General features: G+C 67.2%; 21 protein-coding genes and 1 tRNA gene. 9 read left to right on the top strand and 13 right to left on the bottom strand.

Annotated features, from left to right (window positions below; genetic code table 11):
• Positions 1 to 52: 52 nt before the first annotated feature.
• From ACSUZJ_RS01010 to ACSUZJ_RS00980, 7 genes are all read left to right on the top strand, one after another.
• A complete protein-coding gene (locus ACSUZJ_RS01010) occupies positions 53 to 694 on the top strand; it encodes a LysE family transporter (protein WP_499412463.1) in 642 nt (213 codons plus the stop codon).
• 141 nt (positions 695 to 835) lie between these two features.
• Positions 836 to 2,746 carry a DUF6600 domain-containing protein gene (locus tag ACSUZJ_RS01005; RefSeq protein ID WP_499412462.1) on the top strand — a complete coding sequence of 637 codons (1,911 nt, stop codon included), beginning with the start codon at positions 836 to 838 and terminating at the stop codon, positions 2,744 to 2,746.
• Positions 2,747 to 2,862: 116 nt separating this feature from the next.
• Entirely contained in the window at positions 2,863 to 3,129 is a 267-nt protein-coding gene (locus ACSUZJ_RS01000) for a DUF493 family protein (protein ID WP_312552756.1), read from the top strand.
• 87 nt (positions 3,130 to 3,216) lie between these two features.
• Positions 3,217 to 3,948, top strand: coding sequence for a lipoyl(octanoyl) transferase LipB (lipB, locus tag ACSUZJ_RS00995; protein ID WP_499412461.1), 732 nt, complete (start codon positions 3,217 to 3,219; stop codon positions 3,946 to 3,948).
• A 21-nt stretch (positions 3,949 to 3,969) separates the two neighbouring features.
• A complete protein-coding gene (gene lipA, locus ACSUZJ_RS00990; protein WP_499412460.1) occupies positions 3,970 to 4,968 on the top strand; it encodes a lipoyl synthase in 999 nt (332 codons plus the stop codon).
• Between the two features lie 146 nt (positions 4,969 to 5,114).
• Positions 5,115 to 7,103 carry a helicase-related protein gene (locus ACSUZJ_RS00985; RefSeq protein WP_499412458.1) on the top strand — a complete coding sequence of 663 codons (1,989 nt, stop codon included), beginning with the start codon at positions 5,115 to 5,117 and terminating at the stop codon, positions 7,101 to 7,103.
• A gap of 303 nt (positions 7,104 to 7,406) precedes the next feature.
• Complete coding sequence (locus ACSUZJ_RS00980) at positions 7,407 to 7,826, top strand: PaaI family thioesterase (protein WP_499412457.1); 420 nt, start codon at positions 7,407 to 7,409, stop codon at positions 7,824 to 7,826.
• Between the two features lie 50 nt (positions 7,827 to 7,876).
• On the opposite strand, the gene ACSUZJ_RS00975 is transcribed toward ACSUZJ_RS00980, so the two are convergent.
• The 6 genes from ACSUZJ_RS00975 to ACSUZJ_RS00950 form a co-directional block, all read right to left on the bottom strand.
• On the bottom strand, positions 7,877 to 8,518 hold the full coding sequence (locus tag ACSUZJ_RS00975) for a hypothetical protein (RefSeq protein ID WP_499412455.1): 642 nt from the start codon (positions 8,516 to 8,518) through the stop codon (positions 7,877 to 7,879).
• Between the two features lie 216 nt (positions 8,519 to 8,734).
• Entirely contained in the window at positions 8,735 to 9,253 is a 519-nt protein-coding gene (locus ACSUZJ_RS00970; RefSeq protein ID WP_499412454.1) for a peroxiredoxin family protein, read from the bottom strand.
• Between the two features lie 64 nt (positions 9,254 to 9,317).
• Complete coding sequence (locus ACSUZJ_RS00965) at positions 9,318 to 9,959, bottom strand: BON domain-containing protein (protein WP_499412453.1); 642 nt, start codon at positions 9,957 to 9,959, stop codon at positions 9,318 to 9,320.
• Positions 9,952 to 10,548 carry a phosphoheptose isomerase gene (locus tag ACSUZJ_RS00960; protein WP_312553724.1) on the bottom strand — a complete coding sequence of 199 codons (597 nt, stop codon included), beginning with the start codon at positions 10,546 to 10,548 and terminating at the stop codon, positions 9,952 to 9,954. The genes ACSUZJ_RS00965 and ACSUZJ_RS00960 overlap by 8 nt, the downstream gene beginning before the upstream one ends.
• 67 nt (positions 10,549 to 10,615) lie before the next feature.
• Positions 10,616 to 10,975, bottom strand: coding sequence for a YraN family protein (locus ACSUZJ_RS00955; RefSeq protein ID WP_499412451.1), 360 nt, complete (start codon positions 10,973 to 10,975; stop codon positions 10,616 to 10,618).
• Positions 10,976 to 10,977: 2 nt separating this feature from the next.
• Complete coding sequence (locus ACSUZJ_RS00950) at positions 10,978 to 12,030, bottom strand: penicillin-binding protein activator (protein WP_499412450.1); 1,053 nt, start codon at positions 12,028 to 12,030, stop codon at positions 10,978 to 10,980.
• A 213-nt stretch (positions 12,031 to 12,243) separates the two neighbouring features.
• Between ACSUZJ_RS00950 and rsmI the strand changes: the two genes are divergently transcribed.
• The gene (gene rsmI / locus ACSUZJ_RS00945) at positions 12,244 to 13,149 is read left to right on the top strand and encodes a 16S rRNA (cytidine(1402)-2'-O)-methyltransferase (RefSeq protein WP_499412449.1); all 906 of its coding nucleotides are present in this window, start codon (positions 12,244 to 12,246) and stop codon (positions 13,147 to 13,149) included.
• A 247-nt stretch (positions 13,150 to 13,396) separates the two neighbouring features.
• Here rsmI and ACSUZJ_RS00940 read toward each other — a convergent pair whose 3' ends face one another.
• A complete protein-coding gene (locus tag ACSUZJ_RS00940; RefSeq protein WP_499412447.1) occupies positions 13,397 to 14,014 on the bottom strand; it encodes a hypothetical protein in 618 nt (205 codons plus the stop codon).
• 103 nt (positions 14,015 to 14,117) lie between these two features.
• Between ACSUZJ_RS00940 and ACSUZJ_RS00935 the strand changes: the two genes are divergently transcribed.
• A tRNA-Pro gene (locus tag ACSUZJ_RS00935) sits at positions 14,118 to 14,194 on the top strand.
• A 188-nt stretch (positions 14,195 to 14,382) separates the two neighbouring features.
• Here the strand turns inward: ACSUZJ_RS00935 and ACSUZJ_RS00930 are convergent.
• The 6 genes from ACSUZJ_RS00930 to bioF all read right to left on the bottom strand — a co-directional run bounded on the left by ACSUZJ_RS00930 (position 14,383) and on the right by bioF (position 21,444).
• A complete protein-coding gene (locus ACSUZJ_RS00930) occupies positions 14,383 to 15,303 on the bottom strand; it encodes a hydroxymethylglutaryl-CoA lyase (protein WP_499412445.1) in 921 nt (306 codons plus the stop codon).
• A gap of 1 nt (position 15,304) precedes the next feature.
• Positions 15,305 to 16,234: a 2-hydroxyacid dehydrogenase gene (locus ACSUZJ_RS00925; RefSeq protein ID WP_499412444.1), complete on the bottom strand. Its 930-nt coding sequence runs from the start codon at positions 16,232 to 16,234 to the stop codon at positions 15,305 to 15,307.
• Positions 16,234 to 18,276: an acetyl/propionyl/methylcrotonyl-CoA carboxylase subunit alpha gene (locus tag ACSUZJ_RS00920; RefSeq protein ID WP_499412442.1), complete on the bottom strand. Its 2,043-nt coding sequence runs from the start codon at positions 18,274 to 18,276 to the stop codon at positions 16,234 to 16,236. The genes ACSUZJ_RS00925 and ACSUZJ_RS00920 overlap by 1 nt, the downstream gene beginning before the upstream one ends.
• Positions 18,277 to 18,362: 86 nt before the next feature.
• Positions 18,363 to 19,397 carry a biotin synthase BioB gene (bioB, locus tag ACSUZJ_RS00915; protein ID WP_499412441.1) on the bottom strand — a complete coding sequence of 345 codons (1,035 nt, stop codon included), beginning with the start codon at positions 19,395 to 19,397 and terminating at the stop codon, positions 18,363 to 18,365.
• 32 nt (positions 19,398 to 19,429) lie between these two features.
• The gene (bioD, locus tag ACSUZJ_RS00910) at positions 19,430 to 20,134 is read right to left on the bottom strand and encodes a dethiobiotin synthase (protein ID WP_499416669.1); all 705 of its coding nucleotides are present in this window, start codon (positions 20,132 to 20,134) and stop codon (positions 19,430 to 19,432) included.
• Positions 20,135 to 20,262: 128 nt separating this feature from the next.
• Positions 20,263 to 21,444 (bottom strand): 8-amino-7-oxononanoate synthase, encoded by a 1,182-nt coding sequence (bioF, locus tag ACSUZJ_RS00905; protein WP_499412439.1) that lies wholly within the window; start codon positions 21,442 to 21,444, stop codon positions 20,263 to 20,265.
• Position 21,445 lies beyond the last annotated feature (1 nt).

The following is a 21,445-nucleotide window of genomic DNA, read 5'->3' as shown; positions in this document are numbered from 1 at the left end:
CCTGCCGTTTCCTCCCCCGTTTTTCCTCCTTTCCCGTCTTCGAGTTCCCAGCATGAGTTTCGCCACCTGGATTGCCTTCGTCATCGCCGGCACCGTGATTGCCATTTCGCCCGGCTCGGGCGCCGTCCTGTCGATGTCCCATGGCCTGGCCTATGGCGTCAGGAAGGCCAGCGCCACCGTGCTGGGCCTGCAGTTCGGATTGATCCTGGTGCTGGCGATCGCCGGCGCCGGCGTCGGCTCCCTGCTGCTGGCGTCGGAAACCGCCTTTACCGTGGTGAAGGTGGTCGGCGCCTTGTACCTGATTTACCTGGGCGTGTCGCAGTGGCGCTCGAAGGCCGAGTCCGGCCCGATGGCGAGCAGCGCCGGCCTGGCCGCGCATCCCTCGTTCGGCAAGCGCGTGCTGACCGGTTTCCTGACCAACGCCACCAATCCGAAGGGCATCATCTTCATGGTCGCGGTGCTGCCGCAGTTCATCTCGAAGGATGCGCCGCTGCTGCCGCAACTGCTGATCCTGGGCGTGACCATGGTCACCATCGACAGCCTGGTCATGCACGGCTACGCCGCGCTGGCGGCCTCGATGCAGCGCCTGTTCCGCGATGCGCGCGCGGTGCGCATCCAGAACCGCTTCTTCGGCGCCGTGCTGGTCGTGGTCGGTTCCATGCTGTTCTTCGTCAAGCGCGGCGCGGCTGCCTGATACGGCGGCTCCGGAGGGCACATGGGCGTGGTATGTTTCGCTCATGCACAAGTTGCAACCGTCTGTAACCCGCATTGTCGCACCGCCCCGTCCTGCGTTGTAATCAGGTAGACGCTGTCCGTCCCCCCGCCGGAGCCCATCATGAAACCACGTTTTCTGAAGACCGCAACGCTCCTGGCGTTTGCGCTCAGTTCCCTTCTGAGTTCGACCGTGGCGCTGGCGGACGATCCGCCGGCACGGGTCGGCCGCATTGCCCTCACCCAGGGCGAGGTCAGCATCAGCAGCGGTACCGGGGACAGCGCCAGCAACGCGCTGGTCAACTGGCCCATCACTTCCAGCAATACCGTCACCACCGCGCCGGGCGCGCGCACCGAGCTGCGCGTGGGCTCGACCGCGATCCGCCTCGACGGCGACTCCCGCCTCGACGTGGACCGGCTCGACGACGACAACCTGCGCCTGCACCTGCACTACGGCAGCGTCAGCATCCGCATCGTGAATGCCGACGTGCTCCCCGGTTTTGAATTGTCCACGCCCCAGGGCCGGATCCTGCTGCAGGAACCGGGCCGCCTGCGCGTGGACGCCGAGCGCGTGCCCGACACCAGCAGCGTCAACGTGTTCGACGGCGTCGCCATCGTCGAGGGCGGCGGCGAGCTCCTGACCGTGCGCGCCGGCCGCCGCGCCGACGTGGCCGGGCCGGACATCCGCACCGCCCAGGCCATGCGCACCGCCTTCGACGACTGGGCCGCGGAACGCGACCGTGCAGCCGACGCCGTGCTCGCCACCCGCTATGTTCCGCCGGAGATGACCGGCTACGAAGAGCTCGACCGCTACGGCACCTGGCGCAGCGACAGCGAATACGGCGCGCTCTGGATGCCTTCGGTCGCATCGGATTGGGTGCCCTACCGCGACGGCCGCTGGACCTGGATCGCTCCCTGGGGCTGGACCTGGGTCGACAACGCCCCCTGGGGCTACGCGCCCTTCCACTATGGCCGCTGGGTGCACGTGAACAAGCGCTGGGCCTGGGCGCCGGGACGCCACGAGCGCCATCCGGTGTGGGCGCCGGCCCTGGTCGGCTGGGTCGGCGGCATCGGCTGGAACCTGAACTTCGATTCGCGGCCCGCTCCCGGCCAGGGCTGGTATCCGCTGGCCCCGCACGAGCGCTATGTGCCGGGCTACCGGCTGTCGGACGACCACCAGCGCCGCCTGAACTGGCACGGCTGGCGCGATCGCGACGGCAGGAAGCGCGATTACCGGCGCGAGGGCCTGACCGTGGTGCCGCAGGACCGCTTCCACCGCCGCGACCAGGTCGTGGTGCCGCGCGAACCGCGCGCGACGCCGCCGGCGAACTGGCAGCGCGCCCCGGTGGCGCTGCCGCCGACGCCGCCGGTGCTGTGGCACAGCGGCGCAGGCGAGAACCGCCGCGCCGAGGGCAAGGATGGCCGGCGCGACTGGATCCGGGGCGATCGCCGCGTTCCCCGTGCGGACGAAACCGGGCGCGATCCCGGCGCCGCTGCGCAGCCGGCGCCCAGCCCGGTCACCCAGCCGGCGCCTGCCGCAACCGTCGCGGCGCCGGCCCCGCAGCCGGGCGTGATCACGACGGCGCCGCCGGTATTCAATGGCGGCACGCGCGACGAACGTGGACGCATCGAGCCGCGCGCCGTGTTCGAGGATGGCCGGCGCCAGCGCTACCAGCAGCGCGTCGAGAGCGGCGGCGCGGTCACCGTGATCGGCAGCCCGGCGCCGCGCCCGGCCATGACGGCCCAGCCGATGCCACCGCCGGTCACGCGCGGCGTCGACCGCGGCGCCATCGAGGCGGCCGCGGCGATGCGGGCCCAGCAGCAGGCACTGCAGGCGCAGCAGCAGGCACGGCCGGCCCCGGTTGCGGTTGCGCCGCCGCCGCCGCGCGCGATGCCGGTGGTATCGCCGCCCCCGCCCCCGGTGTCGGCGCCCGCCCCGGCCGCCGCCCCGGCCCGGACCGAAGCGGCGCCGGCCCAGCCGAGGCATACGGAGAACAACGCACGGCGCGGCGTGCCGCGCCAGATGGAGCGCTGAGCGCCAGCCGGCCAGGCTGGCCGGCGCTTTTTCGCCGGCAACAAAGCCAATCCGGACCCGGACGCTACGCCGCCCGCGCGCATTGGCTACAATGTGCTTTTGCACTGGAATTGCACATGGACCCGAAAGAATCCCTCATCGAATACCCGAGCGACTTCCCGATCAAGGTGATGGGCCCGACGCACGAGGCCTTCGCCGCCACCATCGTCGAGGTGGTGACGGGCTTCGACCCGACCTTCCACCACGGCCGCATGGAAGTGCGTCCTTCCGGCAAGGGTAACTACACGGGCCTGACCTGCATCGTGCGTGCTACCAGCCGCGAGCAGCTCGACGACATCTACCGCACCCTGTCGTCGCACCCGATGGTCAAGATCGTTCTTTAACCCAAGCAACACCCGTCGGTGCCCCGGCAAGGCCGTGGGCACTGGCATATAATGTCGGGGCTGTTCCACATTCCCGACCAGACCCCCATGCACCCGATCCGTCCCGCCAGCCCGATCATCCGCGAGCTGGGCCGCGCCGACTACGAACCGACCTTCGCCGCGATGCGCGCCTTTACCGACGCGCGCACGCCCGACACGCCGGACGAATTGTGGATCGTCGAGCATCCGCCGGTGTTCACGCTGGGCCTGGGGGCCGACCGCGCGCACCTGCTGGCAGGTCCGGGCGTACCCGCGCATGACATTCCCGTCGTGCAGACCGACCGCGGCGGCGAGGTGACCTATCACGGTCCCGGCCAGGTGGTGATCTACCTGTTGATGGACCTGCGCCGCAACAAGCCGGGCGGCAAGTTGTATGCCCGGCAATTTGTGGCAAAAATCGAACAGGCGGTCATCGACGTGCTGGCGGCGTATAATCTCGGCGGTGAACGCGTTGCCGGCGCTCCCGGCATCTATATCGCCGACGGCCCGCGCCGCGGCGCGAAGATCGCCGCGCTCGGCCTCAAGGTGCGCGGCAACGGCTGTACCTACCACGGGGTGTCGCTGAACGTGGCGATGGACCTGGCGCCTTTCTCGTGGATCAATCCCTGCGGTTATTCTGGCCTGGCCACCGTCGACATGCGCACCATGGGCATCGAGGCGCCGCTGGCCGACGTGCAGCAGGCGCTGGCGCGCGAACTGGTGCGCCACCTGGCGCAGGCCCCCGAGCCCGAGACCGCCGCGCTTGCCGAGAACCACCGCGAACCCGAACAAACCAACTGAGCCCCTCCGGGCATGAGCGACATGACTACCGAAACCGACACCGGTCTGACTCCCGCAAACAACGCCGCCTACAACGCCAGCGAAAAGCAGAAGGGCGCCAGCAAGACGTCGCGCATCCCGATCAAGATCGTGCCGATCGCCGACGGCGAGCGCCTGAAGAAGCCGGACTGGATCCGCGTGAAGGCCGCCACGGCGTCTTCGCGTTTCTACGAGATCAAGGACATCCTGCGCGCCAACAACCTGGTGACCGTGTGCGAAGAGGCGAGCTGCCCGAACATCGGCGAATGCTTCGGCAAGGGCACCGCGACCTTCATGATCATGGGCGACAAGTGCACGCGCCGCTGCCCGTTCTGCGACGTCGGCCACGGCCGTCCTGATCCGCTCGACGTCAACGAGCCGGGCAACCTGGCCAAGACCATCGCCGACCTGCGCCTGTCCTACGTCGTGATCACCTCGGTCGACCGCGACGACCTGCGCGACGGCGGCGCCGGCCACTTCGTCGAGTGCATCCAGAAGACCCGCGCCCTGTCGCCGAACACCAAGATCGAAGTGCTGGTGCCGGACTTCCGCGGCCGCCTGGAAAAGGCCCTGAACATCTTCGCCGACGGCCTGCCGGACGTGATGAACCACAACCTGGAAACCGTGCCGCGCCTGTACAAGGAAGCGCGCCCGGGCGCCGACTACAAGCACTCGCTGGAACTGCTGCGCGACTTCAAGGCCAAGTACCCGAGCGCGGTCACCAAGTCCGGCATCATGGTGGGTCTCGGCGAGACCGACGAGGAAATCCTGGAAGTGATGCGCGACCTGCGCGCCCACGACGTCGACATGCTGACCATCGGCCAGTACCTGGCGCCGTCGAACTCGCACCTGCCGGTGCGCCGCTACGTGCACCCGGACCAGTTCAAGAAGTTCGAGGAAGCGGCCTACGAGATGGGCTTCGTGCACGCCGCCGTCGGCGCGATGGTGCGTTCTTCCTACCACGCCGACCAGCAGGCGCACGACGCGGGCGTGGCGGCATAAGCGTTCCGTTTCCTGGTTTTCAGAAAAGGCGGCCTCCAGACGGAGGCCGTTTTTCATTGCAGCCTACCGATGCAGGTTCGCCCTGAACCGTGTTCGCCTTCCTTCCGCGATATAGTGATAACAACCAGACATCCTGATCACGACACATGAGCAATTCCCGTTACGACAATCCCGACAACGACACCGGCGACGACGACGCCTTCCTCGCGCAGGACATGGGCCTGGCCGAGCGCGGCATCGAGCTGGTCAAGATGGAAGGCCGCGTGTTCCTGCGCTTTTCCGGCGAAGTGAAGTACGAAGGCCTGCGCGTGCGCTATGCCCTGGTGCCTTCGCGCGGGGTGCTGGCCAAGCCGAGCAAGTGGCGCAAGATGGACCTGCATGCGCGGCGCGAGCTGATCGAGGAACGCACGAGCGACAAGGCCATGGCCGAGCTGCAGGTCGACACCGAGGAATTCGTGCGCGAGATCGCCGAAGAGGCGGATGATGCCGGCTTCGATCCGCGCGTGTTCCTGGGCGTGCTCGACGAGCTGGAAACCTCGGAACCGGCCGAGTACGTGTTCGACCGCATCCGCCAGCGCGTCACCCACGCCATCGAGCGCGAACAGGAAGAGCGCCACGCCGCGCGCACCAAGGAAAGCATCAACCTGGCCGAATACCCGCAATCGTTCGAGGTGGCCAGCCGCATGCCGCGCAAATTCATCGCCCTGCTCGGCCCCACCAACTCCGGCAAGACCCACCGCGCGATGGAGGCGCTGGCAAAAGCCGCCAGCGGCGTCTATCTCGCCCCGCTGCGCCTGCTGGCGCTGGAAAACTACGAGCGCCTGCAGGCGGCCCGTCCGCACGGCGAGGAACTGAAGGTCAGCCTGATCACGGGCGAGGAACGCCGCATCGCCGAAGGCAGCACCCACGTCGCCAGCACGGTCGAGATGCTGGATACCAGGACCCCGGTCGAGGTGGCGGTGATCGACGAAATCCAGATGCTGGCCGACCGCGACCGCGGCGCGGCCTGGACCGCCGCGGTCTGCGGTGCGCCCGCCAACACCGTCTACCTGGTCGGCGCGCCGGAAGCGCGGCGCGCGATCGAGGCGCTGGCCGACCGGCTGGAAGTGCCGCTCGAAGTGCACGTTTTAAAACGTATGGCGCCGCTGGCGATGGAGCCGTCGCCGGTGCGCAAGCTCACCAATCTGCGCCGCGGCGACGCCGTGATCGCCTTCTCGCGGCGCGACGTGCTGATGTGGCGCGACATGATCACCGAGAAGGGCTTATCGGTCGCCACCGTGTACGGCAACCTGTCGCCGGAAGTGCGGCGCGCCCAGGCCGAGCGTTTCCGCGAGGGGCAGGCCGACATCGTGGTCGGCACCGACGCCCTGGCCATGGGCCTGAACATGCCGATCGCCCGCATCGTGATGACCACGGCCGTCAAATACAACGGCTACGAGGAGGAGGAAATCTCGGCGGCGCTGGCCAAGCAGATCGCCGGCCGCGCCGGCCGCTACGGCGTGCACGAGGAAGGTTTTGTCGCCGGTTACGACGACGATACCCACGAGGTGATGCGTGCGCTCATGAAAGAAAAGATCCCGCCGGTACCCACCAGCGGCTTCGCGGTGGCGCCCTCGCTCGAGCAGTTGCACCGCATCTCGGCCGTGACCGGCGAGACCTCGCTGGTGAAACTGCTCAAGCGCTTCGTCCACAACATCGACGTGCCGGACGGATTCTTTTATCCGCGCATTACCGAGGAGCAGAACGAGCGCGCCGAGTGGCTCGACACGCTGCCGCTGTCGGTGGCCGAGAAATTCATGTTGTCGCTGGTGCCGATCTCGACCAAGGTGCCGATGCTGCAGAGCGCCTGGGAACACTGGTCGCTGTCGCTGGCCAAGAAAAAGATCTGCAAGCTGCAGCCGCACAGCCAGGAACTGTTCTGGATGAACCTGCAGGAAGTCGAGGACACCTGCCGCATGTACTCGGCCTACGCCTGGCTGGGCTACCGCCAGCCGGAGTTCTTCCCCAGCATCGAGCAAGCCCAGCAACTGGCGCGCGAGGCAGCCGAGCGGGTCGATGCTATCCTGCAGCAGCAGAATTCGGCCTCGCGCCGGCGCCATGCGGGAGAGAAAGGGAAGCAGAAGCGCCGGGCATAGAAAACAGGTCTCGAGTCCTTGTGCTTTGCTTACGCTAGGTTGAATGTTGGCCGGGACCGTAGGGTGGGCACGCTGTGCCCACGCGAAAGCCGGCACAGCGCTAGTGTCATCAAGGCCGCGTGGCCTGCTTCTTGACGCCGCATCTCAGGGCAAACCGCAACGTAAAAATACGGCCGCGAACATGCCGCGTTCCGCGTGGGCACAGTGTGCCCACCCTACTGTCAACGTTCGCAATATTGTCACTTCAGCAGCCAACGCCGACGACGTGTACGATGACGTATTCCTCATCCGTCACTCGTTAACATGAACAAGCAACTGACTCCTGAACTCTTCAACGAACGCGGCGCCGGCACCCTGCCCGCCTACCTGGGCATCGACATCCTGGAAGTGGCCGAAGGCCGCATTGCCGCCCGCCTGCCGATCAAGTCTCACCTGCTGGCGCCGAACGGCTACCTGCACGCGGGCAGCGTGGTGACGCTGGCCGACACCGCCGCCGGCTATGCCTGCATCGCCCACCTGCCGGAAGGCGCGCAGAGTTTCACGACCATCGAGCTGAAATCGAACCACCTCGGCACCGCGCGCGAAGGCGCGATCGCAGCGGTGGCGACGCCGGCCCATCTGGGCCGCACCACGCAGGTGTGGGATGTGACGGTGACGGACGAGGCGAACGGCAAGACGATCGCCCTGTTCCGCTGCACCCAGATGATCCTGTATCCGAAATAAGTCTTACAGGAGTCCGAAACTGGATATAAAAATATCCGGATTCGGAGTGGTCAAGGCGACGGCGGCAGGCAGGCTGCCGCCACGCCGGCCGCGGTGCCGCCGACGGCCGGGAGGTCGGACGGCGACTTGCCGTTGCCGACCAGGATGGCTTGCTGGCCCTTGTAGCTGAGCTGCAATTCCTCGCCGGCGTAACCCTCGAGTTCCTTGGGCACGAAGACGGCGAAGCGGTAGTTCAGGTCGGGATAGAAACCGCTGTGGAAGATCTGCTCGGGCGGTCCTTCCTGGATCTCGGCGGCAATCGCGTCGAGGATGGGCAGCGTATCGCCTGCGTTGTTCAGGTCGACCTGGCCCTGGTAGCGCAGGCTGTAGGGCGGCAGGCCGCCGATCTCGCGCCCCGCATAGCTGACGCGGAAATTGTTGACGCTGTAATGAAAGCCACGCGAAGCGTGGTTGGCGACATCGACATTGCACAGCAGGAAAATGGCCCAGAAACCCTTGGAGTCGACGGGCGTCAGGTAGCCGACGCGGTACAGCGCCGCCGACAGCGCGATCGGATTGGTGAAGCGGATTTCGTGTGCATTGGCCACGTGCTGGTAGTGCAGGACCGCATCGGCCTTGCGCGCCTGGCTTGCACACCCGGCGAGCGCCAGCATCGCGGCCGCGATGGCTGTCCTGCGAATAAAGTGACCCATTACATCTCCTTTGCGAGCATGACCGCGGATTTGCGGTCAGCGAACGCATCAAGCTTGGCCGATTGTGGCGTCCCAGGCTTGAGCTAAGTCAGGCGTGCTGTGGCATAGGCGCACCGCCTTGGCGCTGCGCCTGCGTGGAATACTGAGGCAAGTCGCCTTCAGCACCCGTCAGTGTAATAAGGGAGGAGGCGCGCGGCAAGGCGAGCACGGCAGCAATCAGCCGGCCGCCAGCGCCTTCTGCAGCAGGGCATGCAGCTGGGAGAACTCCGGCTCGCCGACGTAGCGCTTGAGGATGCTGCCATCCTTGCCGATGACGAAGGTGGTCGGCGTCAGCGTGACGTCGCCGAAGGACTTGGCCAGGTCGCCGCCCGAGTCGAGCGCGACGATGAAGGGGAGTTTACGCGTTTCGGTGAAGTTGACGACGTAGTTCGGCGGGTCGTACTGCATGGCCACCGCGACGAATTCCAGGCCTTGCCCCTTGAACTTGTTGTAGGTGTCGACCATCGCCGGCATCTCGCGCACGCAGCTGGTGCACGAGGTTGCCCAGAAATTGACCATCACCACCTTGCCGCGCAGGCCTTGGGTGCTGATCTTGTCGCCGGCAATGCTGATGAAGGTGACGTCGGGCGCCTTTTCCCTGCTGTTGAAGGTGGCGTAGCCGACGCCGGCCAGCGCGAGCACGACCGCGCCGATGGCGGCGGGCTTGATCCAGGAACGGGAAGCGGAAGCAGTCATGGCGGTGCGAGAAAAACGGCAGGGCGGACCCTGCCGGAATGGTTACGGCACGATTACAACTGGATTACAGCTGGACCGAGGAGGTCTGCGGATACTGCGTGCGCAGTTCTTCTTCGGTAATGTACTCGAAAATCTTGACCACGCGCTGGACGCCCGAGACGCTCTGGGCGATCTTCGCGCCCAGGTCGCCTTCGCGCTGGGTCACACGGCCCATCAGGTAGACGGTGCCGCGCTCGGTGACGACCTTGAACGAGGTGGCCGAGATGGTCTTCATCTCGACCAGGCTGGCCTTGACGTTGGTGGTGATCAGGGCATCGGACGAGCGCGAGGTGTAGCTCGACGGGCCGGCAATCGCCAGCTCGTTGATGACCGACACCACGTTCTCGATGCCGCGCACTTCGCGCTCGACGGCGGCCTTCATTGCCTCGTCGCGCACTTCACCGGTGAGCAGAACCTTGCGGTTGTAGCTGGCGATGTTGACGTGGCCGGCGTCGCCGACGATCTTCGGCACCGCGATCTCGGCCTTCACCGTGATCGATTTATCTTCGGTCTGCGCGCCCAGGGTGCGGCGGTCCATGGTCGCGGCCGCGCCGAGGGCGGCGCCGCCCATCACCAGCGGCACGCAGCCCTGGAGCGAGCCCAGCAGGGCTGCGCACAGGATTGCCTTGGTCAACGGCCCCTTGAGGGCCTGGCCAGTCTTACTCATTCACGTCTCCTCCGAAAAGCGCGACGTCGATACCGTCGCAAATGCAGTGAATCGCGACCAGGTGGACTTCCTGGATGCGCGCGGTGCGGCTGTGCGGCACGTTGATGTGCACGTCGGCGTCGGTCAGCAGCTTGGCCAGCGCGCCGCCGTCCTTGCCGGTGAAGGCCACCACGCGCATCTCGCGCTCGAGCGCCGCTTCGACGGCGGCCAGCACGTTGGCCGAGTTGCCCGAGGTCGAGATCGCCAGCAGGATGTCGCCGGCCTGGCCGAAGGCTTGCACCTGTTTCGAGAAGATCTCGCGGAAGCTGTAGTCGTTGCCGACCGCGGTCATGATCGAGGTGTCGGTCGTCAGCGCGATGGCGGGGAGCGGGAAGCGCTCGCGCTCGAATCGGCCGACCAGTTCGGCAGCGAAGTGCTGGCAGTCGGCGGCGGAACCGCCATTGCCGCAAGCCAGGATCTTGTTGCCGTTGGACAGGGCGCTGAACATCAGTTCGATCGCCTGCGAAATGGGGGAGGACAGAGCCGCGGCCGACTTCAGCTTGAGATCGGCGCTCTCCTGGAAGTGAGCGAGGATGCGTTGAGTGTTCATAGCCGACGATTATAGTGCAGTGGCAAGCACGGGCGGCAAAGGGTTCTTAAATGGTTCTTAAAATTGCTTACGGCTGAATCACATTCCGCAGCCACTCGAGCTGGTCGCCGTCGATGGCGACGACATCGAAACGGCAGGCCGGCATCTTCGGGAAACGCAGCAGGTAGACCTGGGCGGCGCGCACCAGGCGGCGGACCTTGGCGGGGGTGATGCTGGCGGCCGCGCCGCCGTGGCGGCGGTCGGCGCGCTGGCGCACTTCGACGAAGACGAGCGACTCGCCGTCGCGCATGATGAGGTCGATTTCTCCGCCCTTGCAGCTGAAATTGGCCTCGACAAAGCGCAGGCCCTGGCGCTTCAGGTGGCGCAGCGCCACCTGTTCCCAGTCGCGGCCCTGCGACTGTTTCTCGGACAGTCGTGGGCCGGTCATGGCTATTGGACCGTGTTCACCGCTTCGAAACCGATACCGTCGCGGTAGACGGCGGCCGCTTCCTGGCGGCGCAGCGAGTACGCGCCGTTGTTCGCGCGCACCGACAGGCGGCCGGTGACGCCGTCCAGTTCGAACGAGGTGCCCGGATGCTGGGCCACTTCACGGGCGACACGGAAGGCATCGATGCCCAGCGCATACAGGCGCTGCATGTCGAGGGTGTCGGCGTCGAGCGGGCGCGGATAGACCATCACCTGCGGGTGGTCGGGCTGGACCGTCCACGGCAGGTCGAGCAGGCGGATGCCGTCGAGCTCGGGCCAGGCGGCGCCCGGGGTGTGGCCAGGGTTCGCCGCCGACACCGCATAGGTCGGCAGCGAGGTGCCGAGCGCGCTGCGCACCTGGCGCAGCTGGCTGGCGCCCAGCGCTGCGAAGACCAGGTCGGGGCGGTCGACTTCCAGGCGGGCGCGCAGCTCGGCCAGCGCATTGCCGTCGACATAGCCGTCGTTGATCGGCAGTTCGATGGTGGCATTGTTGCGCTGCATTTGCGCCCAGCGCGAAGTGAAGGCGCCGACGGCGCGCTGCTGCCAGGCGGCGCTGCCGGTCAGCACGAGGGCGCGTCCGGTCGGGTGTTCCTGCGCGGCCCAGTCGGCGACTTGCCGCGCTTCGTCTTCCAGCGACAGGCCGACCACGAGCATGTTGGCGGGCAGCGGCCGGTCGGTCTGCGGGTGGTTCAGGGCAACAGTCGGCTTGCTCAGGGAGCGGTTCGCGGCCAGCGCGGCGACGGCGGAACGGGCCAGCGGACCGACCACGACGTCGGCCTGCTCGGCCGCGCGCGCATAGGCGTCGAGGGTGGATTCGGGGGTATCGCCGCTGGCGACGACGTCGACCGTGATGCCGGCGCTGTCGCGCTCATGGCCGGCCAGGAAACCGGCGCGCACGGCCTCGGCGGCCTGGCCGAGGGAGGGCGACTGCAGCGGCAGCAGCAGGGCCACGCGGGCCTGCACGCCAGGCGTCGCGGCCTGGCTGCCGTCGGTACGCGGGTAGAGGTCGACCGGCATGGTGCGGGTCTCCGAACGCGGCGCAGGCGTGGGCGGTGGTGGGGGCGCAGGACGTTGCGCACTTGTGTTTGGCTCTGCGGGCGCGCACAATCCGCCCGGTACGCCGCATCCCAGATCCGGTGGCAGGGGCGTGCTGGTGCAGCCGGCCACAGTGGCAATGGCAGCAGCGGCAAGCAGGCCCTTCAGACTATTTACGAGCATCGTATCTCCAACATGACCGACAACCAGTCCATCGATATTGCCAAGCTGCCAGTAATGGCCGAGGCAGCTCAGCAGTCCTATCCTACCGCAACGTTGTATGTCGTGGCCACCCCGATCGGGAATGCCACCGACATCACGCTGCGCGCCTTGCACCTGCTGGCGCTGGCCGACGTGGTCGCTTGTGAGGATACGCGCAAGACCGGCGCCCTGCTCACCCGTTACGGTTTGAACAAGCAGATGGTGGCGGCGCACCAGCACAACGAGCGCGAAGCCGCCGATAAATTGATCGCACGCCTGCAGGCTGGCGAGCGCGTGGCCCTGGTGTCGGATGCCGGCACGCCCGCTGTCTCAGACCCCGGCGCGCGCATCGTCGACGCGGTGCGCGACGCCGGCCTGCGCGTGATCCCGCTGCCGGGCGCCTCGGCGGCGGTGGCGGCTTTGTCTGCCAGCGGCCTGGTCAACGACCGTTTCAACTTTGTCGGCTTCCTGCCGGCGAAGGCCAAGCAGCGCGAGGCGGCGTTGGCGGAACTGGTGCGCGAGCCGGCCACCCTCGTCATCTACGAGGCGCCGCACCGGATCGTCGATTGCGTCGAGGGGCTGATGGCCGTGTTCGAGCCCACGCGCCAGGTCGTGTTCGCGCGCGAGCTGACCAAACTGTTCGAGGAAGTGCACCGTTGTCCCCTGAGCGAGGCCCTGGCCTGGGTAAAAGCCGACCAGCACCGCGAGCGCGGCGAATTCGTCGTGCTGGTCGAGGGCGCGACCCTGGAGACCGATGCCGGCGACGTGGAAGCCGAGCGCATCCTGAACATCCTCCTGAGCGAATGCTCCGTGAAGCAGGCGGCAAACCTGGCGGCGCAGATTACCGGGCGCAAGAAGAATGCGCTGTATGAGCGGGCGCTGCAGATCAAGGGCGAGTGAACGTAAGTGAGCGTCGTCCTGGCCGCGTTGCGGCAGTGCGGCCGCTGGTTGAACGCGTGGGCGGCGCACGGGTTCCGTGAATGCACATTGCCGGGTGTAGCCGTCCACGCGTTCAGGCGCCGCATTCGATTCCGAAAGACATGCACAGAAACGTAGGGTGGACGGCTATACCCTACTGTTTGCCCATCCGCGCCGCCTGCGCCGTCCACGCGTTCAACCAGCGCGTGCCATCCCGCAGCGCACACCCTCACCACTTGCACCCGCTGTCCTTCTTGTCCAGCGCAAGCAGCAGCGGCGCCAGCAATCCACCCGGCACCCCATCCTTGCAATCGCGCCGCTTGGCTGCGCCGATGGCGCGGGCGGCGCGAGTCTCGGTCTCGAGCGGCTTCTCGGGAAACTGCCCGATCGCCGTGCCCTCTTTCGCCGGATCGCGCATGTTCGCCAGCGCGCGTGCGCTGCGCTTTGCCGCTTCCGGATCGAAACGCGGCGTGTCCGCTGGCGCCGGCAGTGTTTCCGGCTGCTCGACAACAAAGGGATCGGGTTCGCTGTCATCGCTGGCTTCAGGCGGAACCGCAATCACCGGCGGCGCCCTGGGCTTGAGCGGGCGCGCCGGACGTTCGGGCTTGCGCGCGGGCGCAGGCGCCGGCGGCGGCGCTTCCAGGGCCTCGACGGGCGGCGGCGCTGGCGGCGGCTGTATGCGCACCACGATCGGGCGCGGCGGTTCCGGCAGCGCGACGGGCTTGCCGCCGCGCCAAGCCGTCAGCAGCGCACCGTGCACGAGGATCGACAGCGCGACGCCCAGCAGCACGCGCTCGGTGCGGCGCCGCTCCTCGTTGCCGAATGATTGGAAACCTGTTGCTGCCAAATCCACAATACCTGTTCCCGTTGTGCCAAAAAACCGAAAAAGATCAACTATTTGCCTGTGCAACCTTGACCGACATCCTGTCAGCGGCTATTATTGATGTCTTCGGAGTGTAGCGCAGCCCGGTAGCGCATCTGGTTTGGGACCAGAGGGTCCAAGGTTCGAATCCTTGTACTCCGACCAGTATTAAGAGAGAAGCCGACAGCGAAAGTTGTCGGCTTTTTTCGTTTACGTCGTTGTTTTGATAGGAATGTTGTCCTGAGATGGGATCATTGATGGTGGGCACGGGGCGCCCACCCTACAAGAATTTCCGGCCGAATGATGAAAATGTCTCGTAGGGTGGGCGCCCCGTGCGCACCAGCTCGCGCCGCTTACCCCGCCCGCTTCGCCGCGATCGCATTGCCCGCGCGGCTGGAACCCTTGCGTCCCAGCTGCTGCGAAATGAACTGCCCCGCGTCCACCACCTGGTCGAGGTCGATCCCGGTCTCGATGCCCAGGCCGTGCAGCATGTAGACCACGTCCTCGGTCGCGACGTTCCCGGTCGCGCCTTTCGCATACGGGCAGCCGCCGAGTCCCGCAATGGAAGAATGGAAAATCTGCACGCCCACTTCCAGGCTGGCGTAGATGTTCGCCAGCGCCTGGCCATAGGTGTCGTGGAAGTGGCCCGACAACTGCTGCAGCGGGAATTCGCGCGCGGCCGCCAGCATCACTTCCTGGGTCTTGCGCGGGGTCGAGACGCCGATGGTGTCGGCGATGTCGATCTCGTCGCAACCCAGGTCGCGCATGCGGCGCACCACGTCGGCCACGGCCTCGAGCGGCACCTCGCCCTGGTAGGGGCAGCCGAAGGCCGTGCTGATGCTGCCGCGCAGGCGGATGCCGTTGGCCTTGGCGGCCTTCGCCACCGGTTCGAAACGCGCGATCGATTCGGCGATCGAGCAGTTGATGTTCTTCTGCGAAAAGGCTTCCGAAGCCGAGCCGAAGATCACGACCTCGTCGGCCCTGGCGGCCAGCGCCGCCTCGAAGCCCTGCATGTTCGGCGTGAGCGCCGAGTAGATGGTGCCGGGTTTGCGCGTGATGCCGGCCATGACTTCGCTGCTGGTGGCCATCTGCGGCACCCATTTCGGCGACACGAAGGAAGCCGCCTCGACGTTGGCAAAGCCGGCGCGCGTCAGGCGGTCGACCAGCTCGATCTTGACTTGCGCGCTGATGGTTTCCTTCTCGTTCTGCAGCCCGTCGCGCGGACCGACTTCGACGATCTTGACCTTCTTCGGCAGGGTGGTTCCGTTGTTCATGTCAGTATCCCAGGTTGCGGTCGACCACGTCATCGACCGGGTGGCCCGCTTCGATAGCGGTGATTTTATCGATGATCTGGCGCACCGCCTCGCTGCGTACGGTCAGTGCAGAGATGTGGGGCGTGATCGTGATGCGCGGCTCTTCCCAGAACGGGTGCGGCGCCGGCAGCGGTTCGTTGCGGAACACGTCGAGCGTGGCGCCGGCGATGTGCCCGGAGCGGATCAGGTTCAGCAGGTCCGGCTCGGCCACCTGGGCGCCGCGCGCGACGTTGATCAGGTAGGCGCCTTTCGGCAGCGTGGCCAGGCGCCGGCGGTCGAGCAGGTTATTCGTCTCGGCGGTGAGCGGCAGCAGCGACACCAGCACGCGCGTGCCTTTCAAAAAGTCGTCGAGCGCTTCCATGCCGGCAAAGCAGGCCACGCCCGGGATGTCCTTGGGCGTGCGGCTCCAGCCGCGCACCGGAAAGCCGAAATGGCGCATGGTCTCGGCCACGCGCAGGCCGAGCTTGCCGAGCCCCATGACGCCCACCGTGAATTCTTCCTTCGCGTACGCCGGCAGCGGCGACCACAGGCCGTGACGCGCCTGTTCCTCGTATTCGTCGAAGCGGCGGAAGTAGCGCAGCGTGGCGTAGGCCACGTATTCGGCCATCTGCACCGCCATGCCGGCGTCGCCCAGGCGCACGATCGGCACATCGGGGAGCGCCTCGCCGAATTTCAGGATCGCGTCAGCGCCGGCGCCCATCAGGAAGATGGCTTTTACGCTTGCCAGCTGGGGCAGCAGGCCGGGAGCGGGGTTCCACAGCACTGCGTAGTCGCAGTCGGCCAGCGTCTCGCCCTCCTGCCAGCCGATGGTCTCGACACCGGGCATGGCGTTGGCGAAATCCTGCGACCAGTCCGCTATCTGGCCGTCGCCGCGGTAGAGGAGGATGCGCATCAGGCGGCCTTGAAGGCCAGCAGCGGCGCGCCGTCCGCGACCTGGTCGCCGACCGCGTACAGCACCTCTTCCACCACGCCGTCGCCCGGCGCGGCGATGGTGTGCTCCATCTTCATCGCTTCCATGATGACCAGCGGCGTGCCCTTCCTGACCTCCTGGCCGGCCTCGATCATGACGGCGACAACCTTGCCCGGCATCGGCGCGGTCAGGCGCCCGCCGGCCGCTTCCGCCTCGCCGGCATGGGCCATCGGGTCGTTGTAGCTCAGCGTGTGGTGTTCGCCATTGATGAACACATGGAACAGCTCGCCGTCGCGGCGCACCTTGCCGTGCATGGACTGCTCGCCCAGGCGGATCGAATAGGCCGCGCCTTCGCACGCCAGCAGGGTCAAAGGCTGTTTGCTGCCGTTGACCTCAAGCTCCCAGCCCTGCGGGTGATACACGACGCCGACCTGGTAGGCGCCGCCTTCCAGGCTGGCCGCGTACTCGTCGGCAAAGGAGAGTACGCGGCGGTAGTCGCCGTTCAGGCGCCAGCCCTGTGCCTGGCCCCAGGGGTCGGCAGCAACGCGCGAGGCGCCGCTGGACTGCTGTTTCTCGGCTTCGATCAACGCCACCGCGGCCAGCGCCAGCGCGCCGGCCGGCGCCGCTTTCGAGGCCGGGAACAGAGAAGCCTGGTTGCGTTCAATGAGCCCGGTATCCAGATCGGCCGTGGCGAAGGCTTCGCCCTCGACCAGGCGTTTCAAAAATGCGATGTTGGTGGCCAGGCCGACGATCTGGAATTCGGATAAAGCCTGGGACAGGCGCGCCAGCGCCTGGGTGCGATCGACGCCCCAGACGATCAGCTTCGCGATCATCGGGTCGTAGAACGGCGAGATCGCATCGCCCTCGCGCACGCCCGAGTCGATGCGCACGGCGGCCGGCTCGACACCGGCGGTGCCGCCCAGCTCGAAGCTGACGGCCGCCGGCGTATCCATGTGGCGCAGCGTGCCGATCGACGGCAGGAAACCCTTCTCCGGGTTCTCGGCATAGATGCGCGCCTCGATCGCATGGCCGTGGATGGCCAATTCGTGTTGTTTCTTCGGCAGCGGCTGGCCTGCGGCCACGCGCAGCTGCCATTCGACCAGGTCGGTCCCGGTGATCATCTCGGTGACCGGATGTTCCACTTGCAGGCGCGTGTTCATCTCCATGAAGTAGAACGAGCCGTCCTGGTTGGCGATGAATTCCACCGTGCCGGCGCCCACGTAGCCAACGGCGCGGGCAGCGGCGACGGCCGCCTCGCCCATGGCCGCGCGGCGGTCCGCCGGCATGCCAGGGGCCGGCGCTTCTTCCAGCACCTTCTGGTGGCGGCGCTGCACCGAGCAGTCGCGCTCGTGCAGGTAGACGCAGTTGCCCAGTTTATCGGCGAACACCTGGATCTCGATGTGGCGCGGGCGCAGCAGGTATTTCTCGACCAGCACCTTGTCGTCGCCGAAGGAACTGATCGCTTCGCGCTTGCACGAGGCCAGCGCGGCGACGAAATCCTCGCTGCGCTCGACCACGCGCATGCCCTTGCCGCCGCCGCCGGCGCTGGCTTTGAGCAGCACCGGGTAACCGATGCGGTCGGCCTGGTCGCGCAGGAAATCCGGGTCCTGGTTGTCGCCGTGGTAGCCCGGCACCAGCGGCACGCGGGCGCCTTCCATCAGCTGCTTCGCGGCCGACTTCGAGCCCATCGCGCGCATCGAGGAGCCCGGCGGGCCGATGAAGACCAGGCCGGCCTTCTCGACGGCCTCGGCGAATTCCGCGTTCTCCGACAGGAAGCCGTAGCCCGGGTGGATGGCCTGGGCGCCGGTGGCCAGCGCGACTTCGATGATCTTCTCGCCGCGCAGGTAGCTTTCCTTGGCCGGGGCCGGCCCGATCAACACCGCCTCATCGCAGACCGCCACGTGCTTGGCGCCGGCATCCGCTTCGGAATACACGGCGACGGTACGGATGCCCATGCGGCGCGCAGTGGCGGCGACACGGCAGGCGATTTCGCCACGGTTGGCGATGAGGATCTTGGTGAACATGCGTTTGTCTCGCTATATTTTATTAATGTTGATCGGTTGGAGCGCCCGGGTTGGTCAGGCGCTCCGGTTTGGCAAGCCAATGCGGCTTAGCAGCCGCAGGCTTCCTTCGGCGCCGACTCCAGCGTGGCCGAGCGGGTTTTCAGGCCCAGCTTGGCCAGCAGCGCGCGGTCGTCTTCCGCTTCCGGGTTGCCGGTGGTGAGCAGCTTGTCGCCGTAGAAGATGGAATTGGCGCCGGCCATGAAGCACATCGCCTGCACCGCTTCACCCAGCTGGCGCCGGCCGGCCGACAGGCGCACGCGCGCCTTCGGCATGGTGATGCGGGCCACGGCGATGGTGCGCACGAATTCCAGCGGGTCGAGCGGATCGAGGCCGTGCAGCGGCGTGCCCTCGACCTGCACCAGGTGGTTCACCGGCACCGATTCCGGATACGGGTTCAGGTTGGCCAGCTGTGCGATCAAACCGGCGCGCTGCTCGCGCGTCTCGCCCATGCCGACGATGCCGCCGCAGCAGACCTTCAGGCCGGCGTTGCGCACGCGGCCCAGCGTGTCCAGGCGGTCCTGGTATTCGCGGGTCGAGATCACGTTGTTGTAGAAGTCGGGCGCGGTGTCGATGTTGTGGTTGTAGAAGTCCAGGCCGGCGTTTTTCAGCTGTTCGGCCTGGCCTTCTTCGAGCATGCCCAGCGTGGCGCAGGTTTCCATGCCCAGCGCCTTCACTTCGCGCACCATCTGCTCGACCTTTTCCATGTCGCGCTCTTTCGGGCTGCGCCAGGCGGCGCCCATGCAGAAGCGGGTAGCGCCGTTGGCTTTCGCCTGGCGCGCGGCGTCGAGCACGGTGTCGATGTCGAGGATTTTCTTCGCTTCGACGCCGGTATCGTAGCGCGCGGCCTGCGGGCAGTAGCCACAGTCTTCCTCGCAGCCGCCGGTCTTGATCGACAGCAGGGTCGCCAGTTCGACGTCGCCGTCCGGGAAGTGGGTGCGGTGCGCCTGCTGGGCGCGGAACATCAGCTCGTTGAACGGCAGTTCGAACAGGGCCAGGACGTCGGCCAGCGGCCAGGTAGCGTCCGCGCGTTCCTTGATGGCGGCGGTCGGGCGGTGGAGGGCGACGGTTTGTGGGGCGTTCATTGGGTGTTTCCTTATTGTGGTGCTTGATGATCTCAAATGCGCACGGACGGCCAGCCCGGCAGTCCCGCGAGATCGATGAATGGGGCCGCATGCGCGGCAGTGGCTTGTTCCAGGCGCGGCACGACGCCCAGCAGGGGCGCCGGGATGCGTGCTGCGAGCGCTTCGATGTTTTCGTCGAAGAAGCGCATGTCCGGGTCGGCCGTGTTGGCGACCCAGCCGGCCAGCACCAGGCCGCGCGCGACGATGGCTTCCACCGTCAGCAAAGCGTGGCTGATGCAGCCCAGGCGCATGCCGACCACCAGGATCACCGGCAGGTTCAGCTGGACGGCCAGGTCGGCGCTATCGAACGTATCGGTGAACGGGACCCGGAAGCCGCCCACGCCTTCGACCACGACCGCGTCGGACGCGGCCGAGATCTCGGCATAGGCGGCGATGATCGGCACCGGGTCGATCGTCACGCCCTCGAGGCTTGCCGCGACGTGCGGTGCGCAGGGTTCGCGCAGCATGAAGGGCGTGGTGATGTTCTGGGGCAGGTGGACGTTGCCGGCGCCGGCCAGCATGTCGGCGTCCTCGTTGTGCAGGACGCCGTCGACCAGTTCGGCGCCGGCGGCGATCGGCTTCATGCCGCAGGCGCGCTGGCCGGCTTCGACCAGCTTGTGCAGGATTGCGGCGGAAACCAGGGTCTTGCCGATCTCGGTGTCGGTGCCGGTGACGAAACAGGCGAAGCGCGAAGGGATGCCTTCGGCGGCGAGCGCTTCGGACACGGCCGGCGCCGGGGCCGGGGTGTCTGCCGGTTTCGTTTGCGCCAGCGGCAGCGGAGCGGCGGTTTCGACCGCCGGTTCCTGGGGTTCGTTGAGGTTGCGGCTCACATGGCCTCCAGTTCGTTGATGGCGCCGGCCAGCCGGGCGACCTGGTCAAAAGTATGCGCAGCGGACAGCGTCACGCGCAGGCGGGCGGTATCGGCAGGCACGGTGGGCGGGCGGATCGCCGGCACCCACAGGCCTTGCGCGTGCAGGCTGGCCGCCACGCGCAGCGCCTCGTCGTTGGCACCGATGACGATCGGCTGGATCGGCGTGTGCGAGACCGGGCGCTGCCAGCGTTTCAACTGCAGCGCTTCGTCCAGTCGGGCGATCAGCGCCGCCAGGTGCGCGCGCAGCCTTGCGCCCTCCTCGCCTGCGATGATGTCCAGGCTGGTGAGCAGCGCGTGGGCGACAGCCGGCGGCGAGGCCGTCGTATAAATGTAGGGCCGGGCGCGCTGGACCAGCAACTCGATCACGCTGGCATGCGCGGCCACGAAGGCGCCGGACACGCCGGCGGCCTTGCCCAGCGTGCCGACGTAGACCAGGTTCGGCGAACGCAGCGCGCAGTGTTCCAGCGCGCCACGCCCATGCTCTCCGAGCACGCCGAAGCCGTGGGCGTCGTCGACCACCAGCCAGGCGCCGTGGCGCTCGCACAGGGCCAGCAATGCCGGCAGCGGCGCGATGTCGCCGTCCATGCTGAAGACGCTGTCGGTGACGACGATTTTCACGCTGGCGCTGCTCGCTTCCAGCTGCGCGGCCAGTGCGTCGACGTCGCCGTGCGGATAGACAGTCACGCCGGCGCGGGCGAGGCGGGCGCCGTCGATCAGCGAGGCGTGGTTCAGCGCCTCCGAGAAGATCATCGCATCGGGCTCACTGCCCAGCGCGGTCAGCACGGCGAGATTCGCCATGTAGCCGGTGCTGAAGTAGAGCGCGCGCGCATCGATGAGGTGGGGCGCGACGAAGTCCGCCAGGCGCTCTTCCAGGATCGCGTGAGCCCGGCTGTGGCCGCTGATCAGGTGCGAGGCGCCGCTGCCGGCGCCGTACTTGCGCGCGCCTTCGCGCAGGGCCTCGATCACGCGCGGATGGTTCGCCAGGCCCAGGTAATCGTTGCTGCAGAAGGCCAGCATGGGCCGGCCGTCGACCGTCTGCTGCGGTGCGCAGGCCGTGTCGGCGATGCGGCGGCGGCGCGTGAGGCTTTGTCCTTCCAGCGCCGCGAGCTTGCGTTGGACGCTTGCGATCAAATCCATA

It is taken from the genome of Telluria sp. B2, assembly GCF_051789535.1.
Taxonomy (GTDB): domain Bacteria; phylum Pseudomonadota; class Gammaproteobacteria; order Burkholderiales; family Burkholderiaceae_D; genus Telluria.
This window is presented reverse-complemented; position numbering and strand designations above follow the sequence as displayed.

Coding starts and splice junctions, on each gene's coding strand:
- ACSUZJ_RS01010 (WP_499412463.1), top strand. CDS start 53: ATGAGTTTCGCCACCTGGATTGCCTTCGTCATCGCCGGCACCGTGATT.
- ACSUZJ_RS01005 (WP_499412462.1), top strand. CDS start 836: ATGAAACCACGTTTTCTGAAGACCGCAACGCTCCTGGCGTTTGCGCTC.
- ACSUZJ_RS01000 (WP_312552756.1), top strand. CDS start 2,863: ATGGACCCGAAAGAATCCCTCATCGAATACCCGAGCGACTTCCCGATC.
- lipB (WP_499412461.1), top strand. CDS start 3,217: ATGCACCCGATCCGTCCCGCCAGCCCGATCATCCGCGAGCTGGGCCGC.
- lipA (WP_499412460.1), top strand. CDS start 3,970: ATGACTACCGAAACCGACACCGGTCTGACTCCCGCAAACAACGCCGCC.
- ACSUZJ_RS00985 (WP_499412458.1), top strand. CDS start 5,115: ATGAGCAATTCCCGTTACGACAATCCCGACAACGACACCGGCGACGAC.
- ACSUZJ_RS00980 (WP_499412457.1), top strand. CDS start 7,407: ATGAACAAGCAACTGACTCCTGAACTCTTCAACGAACGCGGCGCCGGC.
- ACSUZJ_RS00975 (WP_499412455.1), bottom strand. CDS start 8,518: ATGGGTCACTTTATTCGCAGGACAGCCATCGCGGCCGCGATGCTGGCG.
- ACSUZJ_RS00970 (WP_499412454.1), bottom strand. CDS start 9,253: ATGACTGCTTCCGCTTCCCGTTCCTGGATCAAGCCCGCCGCCATCGGC.
- ACSUZJ_RS00965 (WP_499412453.1), bottom strand. CDS start 9,959: ATGAGTAAGACTGGCCAGGCCCTCAAGGGGCCGTTGACCAAGGCAATC.
- ACSUZJ_RS00960 (WP_312553724.1), bottom strand. CDS start 10,548: ATGAACACTCAACGCATCCTCGCTCACTTCCAGGAGAGCGCCGATCTC.
- ACSUZJ_RS00955 (WP_499412451.1), bottom strand. CDS start 10,975: ATGACCGGCCCACGACTGTCCGAGAAACAGTCGCAGGGCCGCGACTGG.
- ACSUZJ_RS00950 (WP_499412450.1), bottom strand. CDS start 12,030: ATGCCGGTCGACCTCTACCCGCGTACCGACGGCAGCCAGGCCGCGACG.
- rsmI (WP_499412449.1), top strand. CDS start 12,244: ATGACCGACAACCAGTCCATCGATATTGCCAAGCTGCCAGTAATGGCC.
- ACSUZJ_RS00930 (WP_499412445.1), bottom strand. CDS start 15,303: ATGAACAACGGAACCACCCTGCCGAAGAAGGTCAAGATCGTCGAAGTC.
- ACSUZJ_RS00925 (WP_499412444.1), bottom strand. CDS start 16,234: ATGCGCATCCTCCTCTACCGCGGCGACGGCCAGATAGCGGACTGGTCG.
- ACSUZJ_RS00920 (WP_499412442.1), bottom strand. CDS start 18,276: ATGTTCACCAAGATCCTCATCGCCAACCGTGGCGAAATCGCCTGCCGT.
- bioB (WP_499412441.1), bottom strand. CDS start 19,397: ATGAACGCCCCACAAACCGTCGCCCTCCACCGCCCGACCGCCGCCATC.
- bioF (WP_499412439.1), bottom strand. CDS start 21,444: ATGGATTTGATCGCAAGCGTCCAACGCAAGCTCGCGGCGCTGGAAGGA.